The organism is Malonomonas rubra (assembly GCF_003247215.1).
Lineage (GTDB): Bacteria > Desulfobacterota > Desulfuromonadia > Desulfuromonadales > Geopsychrobacteraceae > Malonomonas > Malonomonas rubra_A.
In genome coordinates, this window is the sequence record NZ_QKAP01000015.1 from 43,016 (window position 1) to 58,165 (window position 15,150).

Here is a 15,150-nt window from a genome sequence, read left to right on the forward strand (position 1 = left end):
TTACTCCTGGCGTTTCTTCAGGCAGGCACCGACGAAGGATTCAAACAGTGGGTGCGGATCCATCGGTCGGGACTTGAACTCAGGGTGAAATTGGCAGCCGAGGAACCAGGGATGGCCCTCCAACTCGACTATCTCGACCAGATCCGACTCCGGGTTGATCCCGGAGAGCACCAAGCCGCATTTCTGCAGTTTGTCACGATAAGCGTTGTTGAACTCAAACCGATGACGATGCCGCTCGCTCAGGTGCTCGGTACCGTAAATCCTACGCGCCAAAGTTCCTTCGGAAAGATCGCACGGGTAAGCGCCAAGACGCATTGTGCCTCCCTTCCCTTTAACCTTTTTCTGCTCCTCCATAATATGGATGATAGGATTTTTCGCCTCTTCTTGGAATTCAGAGGAGTGGGCGTCCTCGATACCACAAACATAGCGAGAAAACTCGACCACCGCCATCTGCATACCGAGGCAGATGCCGAAAAATGGCAGTTTGTTCTCGCGGGAATAGCGGATCGCGGAAATCTTTCCTTCGCTGCCCCGCTCGCCGAAACCACCCGGCACCAGAATGCCATCTACATCGGCAAAAGTATCATTGACACCATGCCTTTCCAATGCCTCGGAGTCGACATACTTCAGATTTACCCGGCAATTGCTGGCAATACCACCGTGAATCAATGCCTCGGAGAGCGATTTGTAGCTTTCGGTCAGATCAACATACTTGCCGACGATGGCGATGTTGGTCTCTCCAGCTGGATCCTTGACCCGCTCAACTATCCGCTCCCAAGGACCCAGATCGGGAGCCTTGGTCCAGATGTTCAGGTAATCAACAATCCGCTCATCAAGCCCCTGTTCGTGGTAAACTTTCGGCACTTCGTAGATAGTCGCCACATCGCGCGCGGTAATGACCGCATCTTCAGGCACATTGCAAAACAGGGCAATCTTGCTCTTCATGTCGCGGGGGATCTCTCGATCGCAACGACAAAGGAGAATATCGGGCTGGATACCGATCTCGCGGAGGTCTTTTACACTATGCTGAGTCGGTTTGGTCTTCAGTTCGCCCGCGGTCGTGATATAGGGCACCAGAGTTAGGTGGATGTAGAGGACGTTCTCTCGGCCACGATCGGTCCTGAACTGGCGGATCGCTTCCAAAAACGGCAGCGACTCGATATCGCCGACGGTACCACCAACCTCAACGATGGCAATATCAACGCCCTTGGCGTTATCGAGAATTTTCTGCTTAATCTCATTGGTGATGTGCGGAATGACCTGCACCGTGCCGCCAAGGTAATCACCGCGCCGTTCCTTGCGAATCACAGAATCGTAAACCTGGCCAGTGGTAAAGTTCGATTTACGGGAAAGCTTGGCCGAAGTGTAACGCTCGTAATGCCCGAGATCGAGATCGGTTTCAGCGCCATCATCGGTGACAAACACTTCGCCATGCTGGAAAGGACTCATGGTCCCGGGATCAACGTTTATATAGGGGTCCATCTTCTGCATCGAAACCTTCAGCCCACGGGCTTCCATCAGCGCACCGATCGATGCTGCGGCCAAACCTTTACCGAGAGAGGAAACCACCCCACCGGTGACAAAGAGAAACTTCGTCTTCATCGTCAATCCTGCTCCTTAAAATTAAATATTGGATGACCTGCAGAGCAGGTCGAAAGGCTGATTCTACACAGAAACAGGACCGAAGGAAACCCCCGATCCTGCAAAAAACTCTCCACCTTGGAAAACAGAGAGAAAACCTTTGTTTTTATTAGAAATTATCTTCTGACATCAGCCGGGAAACGCGCTGCAAATCATCTGGCGTATCGACTCCGTGACAAGAGAACTCGGTTTCAGCGACATACAACCGGATCCCGCTCTCCAAGGCCCGCAACTGCTCCAAGTTTTCAAGGCTCTCCAGAGGTGTTTTCACCAGCTGCGGATAGCTCAACAGAAAATCCCGTCGATAGACATAGAGACCAATATGGCGGAACAAAGCGACCCCGTCGAGACGCTCCGCAAGTTCTTCTCTGCTAAGGTCGCGCGGCCAGGGAATCGGTGCCCGCGAAAAATAAAGCGCCAGATTGTTACTGTCCCTGACCACCTTAACCACGTTGGGACTGAAAAAATCTTCTATTTCGTTGATTCGACTGGCCAAAGTCCCCATTTTCAGCTTCGGCTGATCAATCATCGGCTGTACCGCCTGATCGATCATGCGCGGGTCGATCAACGGCTCATCCCCCTGCACATTGACAATCAACTCGGCGTAGATCCGTTCAGCCACCTCCGCTAAACGGTCGGTCCCGGTCGGATGATCTGCTCGTGTCATCACCACCTCGCCGCCAAAACCGCGCACGACGTCGGCAATCCGATCATCATCAGTAGCCACAATTACCTTATCGACCGTCTTCGCCTTAGATACCTGGTGACAGACATGCTGAATCATCGGCAGCCCCTTGATCAAAGCCAATGGCTTACCGGGGAATCGGGTTGATGCGTAACGGGCGGGGATGATCGCTGTTGCTTTGGAGAGGTTCTTCATTATCAACTCCTCGTTATGCCTTGGGCAGATCGAAAACCAGCTGGATACTTACTCGAAAGCGCACTCTTGTCAACGCAATTAGCAATCAGACCTCCTTGGGGACATAGAGGCGGGCAATCCGCTTGCAGAGGGAATAAATCCGCTTCAACTTATCAGTTACCTCAAACTCGATCTGGAGAATTTCCAGCCGTTCAACACCGCTCGCCGCCAGGCTCTCGGACTTACGCAGAAAAGCCGCTTCCACCACCTGGTTGACGGCGGAACGCAACGAGATGACCTCTTGGGCGGCACGCTGGTCGTCATCAACGATTGCCCTGATGGCCGCTTCCAGAGCGAGATAGACCTCTTCGTGAAGGGTTTGCAAAATCATCAAGGTAGTTTCACTCGGGTGCAGGTCTCGCTCCACCATCTTTAAGCCGAGTTCACACAGATCCGTCTCTAGGACATCGCCGATCCCCTCCAAGGTGTCAGCAGCCTGACTCATCTGGTAAAATTCATCAGCTTCCTTATTGGTCAGCTTCCGCTTACCTACCAGGTTCAGGTAATTGACGATCTCTGAATGCAAGATATCGGCGGCGTCGTCGGCCTTTTCCATTTCCCGAAACAGCTCGACATCACGACGCTCCAGTGCCTGCCGCGACATAGCCATCATCAGCAAAATTCTCTGCCCCAGATGACCCAATTCCATCCGTACCAGCCGTAGCGCCGCTGAAGGGGTATCAAGAAGCTGGCTTTCCAGATACTTTGGCACCACGATCGGCTGCACCGCCGCCGGTTCCGGTTCTGCAACCAGCCAGGAAACCAGTTTCGCCAACTGTGGCGTAAACCCGATAAACAACAGGGTGTTGGTAACCTTAAACAGCATATTGGCGTTGGCAATCTGGCGCGGCGTTTCCGCCGCCAGCCTGGCAATACCGGAGAGATCAACCCGATGCGGGGAGACCCACGCCGTCAACTGTCCCAACTGATCAATAAACCCGACCCAGATGACAACCCCGACGACATTGAAGATAACGTGAAAAACCGCAGCCCGAACAGCGATACGCGGTTTGCCCAATGACGCAAGCAGAGCGGTTACACAGGTCCCGATATCGGCACCGAGCGCTAAAGATATCCCTGCCGGGAGGGAGACGAACCCCTGGCTAGCCATGACTATCACAATGCCTATCGAAGCAGAAGACGACTGAATCAGGGCGGTAAAGAAAGCTCCTGCCAGAATCCCGAGCAAGGGGTTCTCCATCCGCTGCATCACCTCGAGAAACGGAGCATAACTGCGCAACGGGTACATCGACTCGCTCATCACGTTCATGCCGAAAAAAATCAGCCCGAGACCAAGCAAAATTCCGCCGTAATGTTTCAATCGCTCCTGTCGTGCGGCAAACACCATACTGAACCCGACCGCAACAAAAGCGAGCGCCAGCTTGGTCACCTTGAAAGCGACAATCTGACCGGTAATGGTGGTGCCGATGTTGGCCCCCATAATTACCCCGATTGACTGGCTCAAGGACATCAAGCCTGCACTGACAAACCCAACAACCAGTACCGTCGTCACCGAGGACGATTGAATTACGGCCGTCAGCAGCGCTCCAACCGTAACGCCACTGAGACGGTTGCTGGTCAGGTGGCCGAGAATGTTCTGCATCTTGGAACCAGTGGTCGCCTTAAGCCCATCGGCCATCCGCTCCATGCCAAACAGGAACAGCGCCAAACCGCCGAACACACCTATCCACATCTCTGCCCAAGCCATGGTTTATGTTCCGCCCTGAGCGGCAAAAAGCAGCATTGGCGGCTGCAAAGAACCAGATAGCCCGACACAGGTTGGCAAAATTTGCTTGATGTTTCTTGTTGAAATGAATTTCACATGTCAGCCCTTCGGTTTGGCGGCAATTCATCTATTATAACTGATGGCCAGACAATGGTTAGAGAAAACCAATAGGGACAGAGCGATTTTAATTTCCCCGCCGCTGCCGCCAAGCCAAAGCTATCGCGCCAAGTACACTTAACAGCAGGCAAACTTGCGCCATCACCGGACCGAAACGGGTGTAAAAGGTAGGCTCGCTGCCAAGCCCAACGGTCCCTGACAAGTACAACTCTTCAAAAATCGGTCCAGCGGCGGTTACTTTCCCAGAAGGAGCAATGAATGCCGATATTCCGGTATTGGCGGCCCGCGCCAACCAGATCCGGTTTTCAATCGCCCGGAAGCGGGCCATCGCCAGATGCTGGTACGGCGCAGAAGAGTGCCCAAACCAGGCGTCGTTGGTCAGATTGACCAGCAGTCCCGCGCCATGCCGCACGTAATCACGAGCCAGTTCCGGAAAAATTACTTCATAGCAGATCAAAACGCCAAGGCTGTGGCCGTTAAGCGATAGGGGCTTGACGATACCGGGGGAAAAATCCCCGACCCCGACCACCAACTTGTTAATGAAGCTGAGCAGTTTACCCAGCGGCACATACTCACCAAATGGCACCAGGTGAATTTTATCTGAACGGCCCAACTGTTTGCCCTGCGGGGAAAACAGGTAGGCGCTGTTGAAGAAATCGACCTTGCCATCGTCAAGCTGCTGATAAGCCGGACTACCCACCAGCAGATAGCTGTTTTGTCGCAGCGGGACCTGCCGTACCTGTTCGGCCAGCGGGATTTTCTCCTGCAAAAAGAAGGGGGTCGCGGCTTCCGGCCAGATCAGCAAGTCTGGCTTTTGCTGGGCTGCCTCTGCGGAGAGTCGGAGATATTTATCGACGGTCGTCTGTCGGTACTGCGGATCCCATTTAACTGCCTGATCGACATTCCCCTGAATCAAGGCAACGTTTAATTGTTCCTGTCTCGCATCGAGTGGTTGATTTTGGCGCCAGGCGCCATACCCGAAATGGCTGATTGACATCAGCAGGGTGCAGACCAACCCCAACCAAGCGTAACGGTTGCGTGGCTGCTGAATTATCCAAGCCCAAGCGCAGTTAACTGCTACTAGCAGCAGACTGACTCCGTAGACACCAGTCATATCGGCGCTTTGAATCGCTAGAGAAAAATTCTGCTGTGAATAACCGAGCAGAGCCCAGGGGAAACCAGTCAGCAACAGCCCCCGCAAATACTCAAGCGCCACCCAGAGGACTGGAAACGACAGCAAATAAGGCAGTTTGAATTGTTTTTCAAATACGCAGGCCAACCAACTGGAAACACCGAAGAACACCGCCAGGTAGGTAAGCAGCATCAGGTAGGCGAGCAAAGAAAAAACCAAGTTCAGACCACCATAGGTGGTCATCACCAGATTAAGCCAATAAAGCACCGCCGCAAAATAACTGATCCCGCAGACATAGCCTGAGGCAAACGGCCGCTGCTTCATGACCAGCAATAGTGGGATCAGGGCGACCCAGGCCAGAGGATAAACATCGGGGCGCGGAAAAGCGGCAGCCAGCAGCAATCCGGACGCGGCCGAAAAGATCAGGGAACGGTCGAAACGGGGCATCGGGATCAATCCGCGTCTTCGACCGTTTCTGCCGCCGGGGGATAAATCCGTAGCTGCCTGATGGCACGCTGATCGCTGGCGACCACCTGAATTTGCAGCATATCGATTTTGATCTGATCCCCGGCAGGCGGCACATGGCCGAGATGCTCAACCACGTATCCGCCGACGGTGTCGAACTTCTCCCGCGCTACTTCGATCTCGAAAAATTCCTCGAATTCCTCAATATTGAGGCGACCATCAACCAACACAGTACCATCTGGCTCTTCAATCAGCCAATCGTCTTCCAGATCGTATTCATCCTGAATATCGCCGACAATCTCTTCAATCAGATCCTCGATCGTCACCAGACCGGAGGTGCCTCCATACTCATCGATAACAATTGCAATATGCACCCGGGTCTGGCGAAACTCCTGTAGCAGATCGCTGACCAGCTTCGACTCAGGTACAAGGTAAGGGGAACGCAACACATCAGACAATCGGATCTGGTCCATCGGTTTTCCCCAAAAGCGAAGCAGATCCTTGGCATAAACCAAGCCGATGATGTTGTCGTTGTTTTCCTTGTAAACTGGGATTCGGGAGTGCCCCGATTTGAGGATAGCGGCAAGAACCTCGCTCAAAGGCTCCTCGGAGTCAGCGCAGACCATATCGGTACGCGGAACCATCACTTCTCGGACAATTGTTTCATCCAACTCCAAAATCGACTGGAGCATGTCTCCTTCATCTTCGTCGATGATCCCGTTCTGTTCTGAAGCATCAATTAGATCATGTAACTCTTCTTCCGAGGAAGCAGTGGGACGCCCCCGAAAGAGGCGTTTCAGACGTGTCGACCAACGAGAAGTATCTTGCGAACTGTCAATTTCCACTTTTTGCAACCCTCACTTATCAAACTACAAATAACCATCAACGGTTAAAAATTCAGTGTTTAACAAGGAAAAAATCTCCCTCTCTCGCGCTTCCATCTGCAACATTTGCTCTTCGGTGCCTCGCTCATGATCGTAGCCGAGCAGATGGAGAATTCCATGCAGCAGTAAAAATACCAGCTCATGCTCAAAGGGAATTCCGGCCTCGGCCGCATCCGCGGCCGCCCTCTCAGCAGAGATCACCACGTCACCAAGCAACAACGGCTGCACGCCACTGCCATCCCCCTCCTGCATGGCGAAGGAGATAACATTAGTCGGACGATCACGATCCAAATAATCGCGGTTGATCACCTGAATTCCAGCGTTATCGAGAATCAGAATCGACAATTCCGCCTCAGGAAATCCCGAGACGCTTAAGATCTTCTGGGCTATCTTCCGTAGCGGTCGCTTCAGGACCTTTTGTTTCCCCTGCTGATTCTCGATCTGTATCCTCATCTTGATCCTTTTTCTCTTCAATTGCAGAAGACTTCTCGCCAGCCTGTTCCTTTTCGATTTTTTCCCGCACAATATGTACCGGCTCGGGATAATCGACCCGGTGATGGAACGATCCCGCCAGCACCCGGTTAAAACTCTTCGCAATTAGGTGCAGGTCCTTTAGGGTCAACTCACACTCATCCAGTTGACCATCAATGAAGATATTGTTGATCAGCTTCTGCACCATCCCCTGGATACGCGCCGGAGTCGGTTCCTGCAGAGTGCGACTGGCCGCCTCAATGGCATCCGCCAGCATGATCAGCGCCGCTTCACGGGTCTGCGGCTTCGGCCCCGGATAGCGATAGTCACGTTCATCCGGTTGTGGCATATCGGCTTCGGCCAGATTTTTCGCCCGATCATAGAAAAATTTGATCAGGGATGTCCCATGGTGCTGCTGAATAATATCAACCAACTCCGGGCCTAGCTTATGCTCCTTCGCCATCTCGACTCCGTCCTTCAAATGCGACATTAGAATCAGGGCGCTCATCGACGGAGCGAGCTTGTCATGCTTATTGCGCTGGCGACCGCCATTTTCAATAAAATAAAGCGGTTTTTTGATTTTGCCGATGTCATGGTAGTAGGCTGAAACCCGGGCTAGCAATGGGTTGGCATGGATCGACTCGGCCGCCGCCTCGACCAGGTTGCCAACTAGAACCGAATGGTGGTAGGTACCGGGCGCTTCAACCATCAACTGCCTCAAAATAGGCGAATTCATGTTAGCCAGTTCGAGCAACTTGATATCGGTGGTGTATTTAAAAATCGCTTCAACCAGCGGGATGGTGCCGGTCACGAAGACGCTGCTGAGTAGGCCGCCAAACAGTCCGAAGCAGATTTTCCAGAGCAACTGCAGCTCCAAACCGTTTCCAGCCAGAAAGTGAATTCCGATTAGCACTGCCGCATTGGCAAAACCGACCCACATCCCCGACCAATAGATGGTGGAACGCTCCTGACAATGCTGAACGCCGTGCGCTCCGACCATGCTGCTCGTCAATGCCAGCAACGCCATCGACAGGCTATTGCCGAAGAGCACCCCGACCAGCAAAGAGCAACAGACGGAGAACAGTAGTGCCGTCTCCGCATTGAGGACAATCCGCACCAACATCGCCCCGATAGCAAAGGGGATCGCATAGTAGTAAGCACTGGAATCGATATAAGCAAAGGTGTTGCCAAGGGCTGTCGCGATGAAAATCGAAACCTTGATTAGAATGAACAGGGCCAACAGGGACATTGCCAGAAACAGCAGGTCGCGCGAATCAGGGCGGAACTTGCGGATATTACCCTGTGCATAAGAGTAGCCGATATAGATCAGCAATGAAATGCAGACCAGCATGCCGAACGCGGTCGGCAAACTGCGATTGTCCCGCCCGGAATCGCGTATCGCCCGCAATTTCAAAATCTGGTCAGCGGTGACCCGCTCTCCTTCGCGGACCACCATCTCCCCCTTTTTCACCTGAAACAGCACGGGCTTGACCGCATCCCGAGCCTGCTGGCGGCGCAGCGAGGTTTCTTCTTCGTTATAGCTCAAACTGGGGCGTAACTGTTGCTGCACCAGTTTGAGCAGGGTTTGATGCTGAACTGGCGTCAGGCCGGGCATTTCGCTCATCAGCACTTTGGCCTGCTCAAGGGCTTCGTTCAAGCCGAAGGTTCTTTCGAGCACACTGCTCGCCAACTCCTCGCCACCAGGGATTTTACGTACCAGTATCGCCTTCTTGCGATCCGCCTCGAAAACCTGCAGGTTGGCAACAATCGGACGGTCAAAGACTTTGCCCAGTAACTCACTCGCCTGGTGGGGAATCTGCGGATCGAGCGGCAGATCGCTCAACGCCAGATACTCCTCATCCGTCATCGGCACACCGAAATCGGACTCCAACTGCGGGAGAAACACTTCCGGTGACGGAGGATCTTCAGTATTCCGCAACTGCAACAGCAAATGCAAACCGTTCCGGATCCGCTCAACAGCTTCCCGGCCAGCGGTAGTCTGATAGTCATAAACCGGCGGTACCGACGCCCAGGCTTCATCCCGTTTGTTCTGCGTCAGCGGAGTATCCTCAACCAGCAGTTCACGCGGCGATTTGATATCGCGTGAAGCGATCTCTCCCGGCTCATGGTAGTCAGGGATAAAGCCGCCTTTAGGGACGATAATCAGCGTTAGCAGAAACGCCACAATGAACAGTAGCCAAATCCCGAAATTCGGTTTGCGTCGGTTCCGTAATCCTTGCACCCTTGTACCGAAGGCTACGGCTCGTCTCTGCCGCACTTTTTCTTTTTCTTCTTTGGTCATAAATCCTCTGGTCGCCGCAGATCAGCCTCCCACGCGACGATTAGGCTTCAACACCCGGCGATCAGCTGCCTGGTACGCTTTGACGATCGCCTGGACAATCGGATGACGTACCACATCGACATCAGTAAAATGATTGAAAGCAATTCCCGGCACGCCTTCTAGCACCTCAAGAGCGTGTAGCAGTCCGGAATGGGTATCCCGCGGCAGGTCGACCTGGGTGATATCGCCGGTAATGACCGCCCGGCTTCCGAAACCGAGACGGGTCAGAAACATCTTCATTTGTTCTGCAGTGGTATTTTGCGCTTCGTCAAGAATGACGAAGGCGTCGTTCAGAGTCCGGCCACGCATGAATGCCAACGGCGCCACCTCGACAACTCCGTTTTCCACCAGTTCTTTGGCCTTGTCCAGATCAACCATATCGTACAGGGCATCGTAAAGCGGGCGCAGATATGGGTTGACTTTTTCCGCCAAATCGCCTGGCAGGAAGCCGAGCTTCTCTCCCGCCTCGACTGCCGGCCTCACCAGCATAATGCGACTGACCTCTTTGCGCATCAACGCCGCCACCCCCATCGCCATTGCTAAATACGTCTTGCCGGTTCCGGCTGGGCCAACGCCAAAAACCACGTGATTCTGGCGGATATTGTCGATATAGGTTTTCTGTGCCAGGCTTTTCGGAGCGATGATCTTTTTCCGCGCCGAAACGAAAACGGTATCGAAAAAGATGTCCTTGAGATTGGTTGAAGAATCGGTAGAAAGGATCCGGATCGCGTAATCGATGTCAGTCGGATAGAGCGGCATCCCGCCACGCAATAAAGCACAGAGTTCCTCCAGCAGGCGATAGCCGACCTGAACCTGTGCTTGTTCCCCGGAAAGGGTGAGAACGGTCCCCTTACTGCCGAGGCGGATGCCAAGCACCTTTTCGATCAATTTCAGGTGCTTGTTCTGCTGGCCGAACAGTTGCGCAGCCAGCGCCGCGTCGCCAACGTCAAAACGTTCGCGGGGACTCATGTCGCTTGTACCTTGTTATGAGTCATTTTCACGCCATGAAACGTAGCACCAAAAAAGTTTGATTGCAAGATAGTCGGTGCATCCCGGAAAAGTAGTTTGGTCACAGGAAGTTTCCACGAGTCAATGAATATCGTATATACTAATGAAAGAAATTCGCAAATGATAAAGTAGAACATTGGTGACGTTTTGACATCGATATCGAGTCCACATCAACTTAAGCCAGAGACGGATCTTCTGGCTGACTTTCTCCATGAGCTGAACATTGCGCGGCGCAGCCTGACGCTCTACCCCCCCAACCACCCGCAAGTTGCAGTAACTAGTGACAAGACCCTCGAGCGACTGAGCAAGCTTCTTGACGACAGGGCATCCCTTACCTTGGGCATTGCCCCGGAGGCACTCTTCTTCGAACATCGCTGGCTTGACAAGGAGCACCCTGCCTTTCGCTCATTTGCCACGCTACTCTCCGGCCTCGGGATTGCGTCGATCAGCTTTGCCCAAAATCTCACCGAATCTGAACTTATCCAGTTTTGCCAATTATTACACAGCGATCGGCAGACCATCGAAGAACATGGCGGGTTCAAACAGTTTTTGAACCAACAGCAGATCGAGAAAATCAGCATCGTTCAGGTCGACTACACTGCCTTCTGCGAAAAATGCGATTCAGATTTCGAACCGGCGAATATCTCTAGTGACTTATGGGGAGATTTTCTTCAAAGTCTGCAGGAGAATATCCTCGACCTAGTACACGGAGGCGTCTATGTTGCGCCACAAACCATCGCCGACCTATTAAATCGAAAGCTGGCAAGCGGCGGCAACTCGACATCAGCGACTGGAGCAATCGGCAACTTTGTCGAACAGCTGCTGGAAGAACATCAAACAGGGCCATATATCCCTCCGGCGAATCAACTAAATGAACTCCTCGAGCACCTTTCGCCACAATTACAGACCCAGTTTCTTGCCGGGACCTTACAGACGCTTGAGAACCATCCAGAGCTTGCGAATCAGGTTCTCTCCAAATTTTCCCCCGCGTTACTTGAAAAAGCTTCCGACCCCAACCTGCATCAACAGCTGACCAACTCCCCCCGCCTGGTCGAACTGGTCAAGCAATTTGCCGCCAATCCAGCCAAGGACAAAGCCCACACGGTTTCTGCCAATTTCGGTTCGCTGGACAAAGAGATGGTTCGCGCCCGGCTAGATGTTTTATTCAGCGAAGAACGACACAATCTCTATCTGCCGGACAATTACCAGTCGGCGTTACAAAGCATCTTCTCCACTGACATCACCAGCGGCCTCCCGACCGATATTTGCCAAGAGTTGAAACAGGAGCTAGAAAACCAGCCGGTAGAGGAACAATGCAGTGAGATCATTTTTGATTTTCTGCAAAATGCCGACCCCGTGGAAAATGAAGCATCCATCCAACAGAACCTGATCGACCTTTGCCACTTCTTCCTTGATACCGGAAACTTCAGAGCATTGCGCGAGATTTATCTCAACTGGGCTACTTATTTGAACAGTGGCCGGGCAAAAGTTGATATTCTCAGTGAACGGGTGCTTGCCTGCCAGATCCAGCAAAGCTTCATTCAGGAAGTCATCAATGCCATTGACATCTGGGGCGAAGAAAAAGCCGAGTCGATCAAAAAATATATTTCCGCAGTCGGTCAACCCTACACCGAACCGGTCATCAAACAGCTCGGCCTGGCCAAACAGTTCAGCCGCCGTCGATATTGGATTGAAGTACTTGCAGCGATCGGCTCTGACGCCAACCAGTTTCTGATTGACGCCCTGAACGACGAGCGCTGGTATCTGGTTCGCAACCTGTTGACGGTCCTCCAAAAAAATCTGGCGCCGCCCGTCCTGAAAGCGATTCAGAGAGTAGCCGGGCATCCGCACCCACGGGTGCGGCAGGAGGTCATCCGCATCCTCCTGGACTGCAACCCAGCGACCGCCAACCGTATGCTCGCAAGAGAGCTGTCCAACCCGAACCGGGATGTTCAGCTCGGTGCGGTGGAACTTGCCGGGCTAAGCAACGCAGTTGATATCATCAATATGCTGCACGAAAAATTATTGGCAGACATTGAGGATCATGAGGCAACTCAGGAGATTTTGCAGGCAATGGCCCGCATCGGCCATGACAGCAGCCTCCAGCTGCTCAAGAAATTGTTGGCGAGAAAGGGCTTGTTCACCCCAAAACCGATCAAGCAGCTGCACTTCGATATCATCCGGAGCATTGGTAAATACCCACCGGAGAAAGCCCGTGAAGTCCTGCGTCAACTCGCAATAGAACTTCCTCGATACTATTCCAAACTTGCCGGCGAACAACTCAGATTGCTGTCAGGGGAGTCGCCATGAGCCTTGTTTCTCAAGAACATCTGCAGAACTTTATTCGTCACCTGATTACCGCCGCAACCAATGCCGCCCTCTACAATCTGGAGCACCTACAAGTAGCCCGGCTCTGTCGCCAAGCTTTCGGTGAAGTACAAAAACTGCTCAAAAAGCACTCAGACATCACCCTGAAAATTATTGAGAAACAACTAATTTTCGACAATCGCCCAGTAGAGCAAAGTTTGATGGTACAGCGATTGCTGTCCGCTTTGGAGCAGTACAACATCAGCCACCTGCGGATTGAACAGGAGGTTTCCAAAGAAGAGATCCTCGGTCTGATCAACACCTTGAGCAAAAGACCAGAACGTCAGATCGCGCTAGCGGGAAGTGAGCATATCCATTTCGGTCAGATTGAAGTCCGCTACCGTTCCCCCGAAAACTGCTGGCGCTCCACAGAACTATTGTTAGCAGATATCGCCAACAAAGAAGCCGACCGCTACATGGACCTCTATCGGTCTGTGCAAAATCATCAAAAAATAGACATTGGCAATGTCAGCGAAATCGTCAACGGATTTGTCAATGCGTTCACCGAGTTCAGCGATGTCTTTCTTGCCCTTGCCCCTTTGCGCTCAATGGATGAATACACCTACACTCACTCAACCAACATCTGCATGCTGAACCTCGCTCAAGCCAAGCAGCTCGGCATCAAAGGGCACCTGCTGAACGATATCGGCATCGCCGCCATGTTGCATGATGTCGGCAAGATGTTTATCTCCCCCGGAATTTTGAGCAAGGCCAGCAGACTGACTGATGAAGAATGGCAGATCATGCAGCAGCACCCCCGCCTCGGCGCCGAATACCTGCTCAACACTCCCGGCGTACCCCGCCTAGCCGTTGTCACCGCCTATGAACACCATATGCACTACAACGGGCAGGGCTACCCGAGAACCAGACATCCACGAAAAATGAACCTCTGCTCCCACATGACAGCAATTTCGGACACCTATGATGCCATGCGAACCCAGCGCAGTTACGAAGAATCGTTAGAACTGGATCAGATCACTAATATCATGCTCGATCTGGCTGGCACCAGGCTTCATCCCCAGTTAACCTATAACTTTCTGCACATGCTCAGCGAATTGGAAAAAGAGAACCTTGGCAGCCCACCTGCATCCGTGCCACATTAGCAAACCCTAAACAATGTAGGACCGGGAGCTATTCTTGGATAGCCAATTCATCCAAATCATCTTTATAATGAAAAACAACCTCTGGTGAACTTTCTCCATGAGTTGAGCATAACCGCCGGTACCTGTTGACCTATCCTCCCCAACACCTGATGCTCAATAGCGCCATTGACAAGATCATCACTCGGCTTTATCCCCTCTTTGCCATTTGGGACCAAGTTCAGCTCGGCGTCGCCCCAAATAGCTTACTTTCAAAGAGCAGTGGCTCAGAAAAGATCAGCCCAGTACTTGCGACTTCGCCAACTCCTTGGTTCGACTAGACATTGCAACGCTCCACTTTAACAACAAACCGAATAAATCCGAGTTGCTCAAGCTTTCCGACTTGTTGAATTCCGACCGGCAAACCATTCACAGAAAAGGCGGCCTTACTTCTGCAATTGAGGCATTCTCCGAACAGGGCATTTTTTTTGTCACTCTGACACCGCTGCGCGATCTCGATGGATACACTTATACCCACTCCACCAACGTCTGTGTGTTGAATATCGCTCAGGCAAAGATGCTCTTGTTTGAAGGGCAGCTGCTTTACGAAATCGGGCTTTCGGCAATGCTGCATGACATCGGCAAATTTTTCGTTTCCACAGAAACCCTGTAGAAGGAAAACACGGTGACCGATAAAGAATGGGCCATCATTCAGCAGCACGCGCAACTTGGCGGCAAGTACCTGGTCAATACCCCTGGCATTCCAAGGCTTGCGGTCATCACCGCCTATGAACATCATAGGAGTTACAACAACGGCTTACCCGCAATTTCCTCAACAACCTGAGTAAGATAGACCATGGAGCCCTCACCTGAAGCTCACGCCACCCTGCTACTTGCGATCAAACACCCTAAAGTGCTATACAGTCGCAATTCATTTTGAAGTTACGACTTCACCGATAAAAGGATTGTGGCATGAGCGAAGACACAAAAAAAGTCATCT

12 protein-coding genes are annotated in these 15,150 nt (G+C 52.4%); 4 read left to right on the forward strand and 8 right to left on the reverse strand.

The features are described from left to right. The 8 genes from Q7J88_RS01690 to Q7J88_RS01725 form a co-directional block, all read right to left on the reverse strand. Window positions 1–1,602: a CTP synthase gene (locus Q7J88_RS01690; protein WP_303720416.1), complete on the reverse strand. Its 1,602-nt coding sequence runs from the start codon at window positions 1,600–1,602 to the stop codon at window positions 1–3. A 148-nt stretch (window positions 1,603–1,750) separates the two neighbouring features. Next, window positions 1,751–2,521, reverse strand: coding sequence for a 3-deoxy-manno-octulosonate cytidylyltransferase (kdsB, locus tag Q7J88_RS01695; protein ID WP_303720417.1), 771 nt, complete (start codon window positions 2,519–2,521; stop codon window positions 1,751–1,753). 85 nt (window positions 2,522–2,606) lie between these two features. Continuing rightward, window positions 2,607–4,268 carry a Na/Pi cotransporter family protein gene (locus tag Q7J88_RS01700; RefSeq protein ID WP_303720418.1) on the reverse strand — a complete coding sequence of 554 codons (1,662 nt, stop codon included), beginning with the start codon at window positions 4,266–4,268 and terminating at the stop codon, window positions 2,607–2,609. Between the two features lie 202 nt (window positions 4,269–4,470). Then, window positions 4,471–5,982, reverse strand: a complete 1,512-nt coding sequence (gene lnt / locus Q7J88_RS01705; RefSeq protein WP_303720419.1) for an apolipoprotein N-acyltransferase — start codon at window positions 5,980–5,982, stop codon at window positions 4,471–4,473. Window positions 5,983–5,987: 5 nt separating this feature from the next. Beyond that, on the reverse strand, window positions 5,988–6,845 hold the full coding sequence (locus Q7J88_RS01710; protein ID WP_303720420.1) for a hemolysin family protein: 858 nt from the start codon (window positions 6,843–6,845) through the stop codon (window positions 5,988–5,990). Between the two features lie 24 nt (window positions 6,846–6,869). Further along, window positions 6,870–7,337 carry an rRNA maturation RNase YbeY gene (ybeY, locus tag Q7J88_RS01715; protein ID WP_303720421.1) on the reverse strand — a complete coding sequence of 156 codons (468 nt, stop codon included), beginning with the start codon at window positions 7,335–7,337 and terminating at the stop codon, window positions 6,870–6,872. Next, window positions 7,237–9,657, reverse strand: coding sequence for an HD family phosphohydrolase (locus tag Q7J88_RS01720; protein WP_303720422.1), 2,421 nt, complete (start codon window positions 9,655–9,657; stop codon window positions 7,237–7,239). Before Q7J88_RS01720 ends, ybeY begins: the two co-directional genes overlap by 101 nt. Window positions 9,658–9,678: 21 nt before the next feature. Next, window positions 9,679–10,665 carry a PhoH family protein gene (locus Q7J88_RS01725; RefSeq protein ID WP_303720423.1) on the reverse strand — a complete coding sequence of 329 codons (987 nt, stop codon included), beginning with the start codon at window positions 10,663–10,665 and terminating at the stop codon, window positions 9,679–9,681. A 186-nt stretch (window positions 10,666–10,851) separates the two neighbouring features. Between Q7J88_RS01725 and Q7J88_RS01730 the strand changes: the two genes are divergently transcribed. The 4 genes from Q7J88_RS01730 to Q7J88_RS01745 all read left to right on the forward strand — a co-directional run bounded on the left by Q7J88_RS01730 (window position 10,852) and on the right by Q7J88_RS01745 (window position 14,994). After that, entirely contained in the window at window positions 10,852–13,014 is a 2,163-nt protein-coding gene (locus Q7J88_RS01730; RefSeq protein WP_303720424.1) for a HEAT repeat domain-containing protein, read from the forward strand. Next, the gene (locus Q7J88_RS01735; RefSeq protein WP_303720425.1) at window positions 13,011–14,174 is read left to right on the forward strand and encodes an HD-GYP domain-containing protein; all 1,164 of its coding nucleotides are present in this window, start codon (window positions 13,011–13,013) and stop codon (window positions 14,172–14,174) included. Before Q7J88_RS01730 ends, Q7J88_RS01735 begins: the two co-directional genes overlap by 4 nt. 361 nt (window positions 14,175–14,535) lie before the next feature. Then, window positions 14,536–14,823, forward strand: coding sequence for a hypothetical protein (locus tag Q7J88_RS01740; RefSeq protein WP_303720426.1), 288 nt, complete (start codon window positions 14,536–14,538; stop codon window positions 14,821–14,823). Between the two features lie 12 nt (window positions 14,824–14,835). Then, window positions 14,836–14,994: a hypothetical protein gene (locus tag Q7J88_RS01745; RefSeq protein WP_303720427.1), complete on the forward strand. Its 159-nt coding sequence runs from the start codon at window positions 14,836–14,838 to the stop codon at window positions 14,992–14,994. The last annotated feature ends 156 nt before the right edge of the window (window positions 14,995–15,150 follow it).

Excerpts from the sequence above, each read along its gene's own strand:
- Q7J88_RS01690 (WP_303720416.1), bottom strand. The coding sequence starts at position 1,602 with ATGAAGACGAAGTTTCTCTTTGTCACCGGTGGGGTGGTTTCCTCTCTC.
- kdsB (WP_303720417.1), bottom strand. The coding sequence starts at position 2,521 with ATGAAGAACCTCTCCAAAGCAACAGCGATCATCCCCGCCCGTTACGCA.
- Q7J88_RS01700 (WP_303720418.1), bottom strand. The coding sequence starts at position 4,268 with ATGGCTTGGGCAGAGATGTGGATAGGTGTGTTCGGCGGTTTGGCGCTG.
- lnt (WP_303720419.1), bottom strand. The coding sequence starts at position 5,982 with ATGCCCCGTTTCGACCGTTCCCTGATCTTTTCGGCCGCGTCCGGATTG.
- ybeY (WP_303720421.1), bottom strand. The coding sequence starts at position 7,337 with ATGAGGATACAGATCGAGAATCAGCAGGGGAAACAAAAGGTCCTGAAG.
- Q7J88_RS01720 (WP_303720422.1), bottom strand. The coding sequence starts at position 9,657 with ATGACCAAAGAAGAAAAAGAAAAAGTGCGGCAGAGACGAGCCGTAGCC.
- Q7J88_RS01725 (WP_303720423.1), bottom strand. The coding sequence starts at position 10,665 with ATGAGTCCCCGCGAACGTTTTGACGTTGGCGACGCGGCGCTGGCTGCG.
- Q7J88_RS01735 (WP_303720425.1), top strand. The coding sequence starts at position 13,011 with ATGAGCCTTGTTTCTCAAGAACATCTGCAGAACTTTATTCGTCACCTG.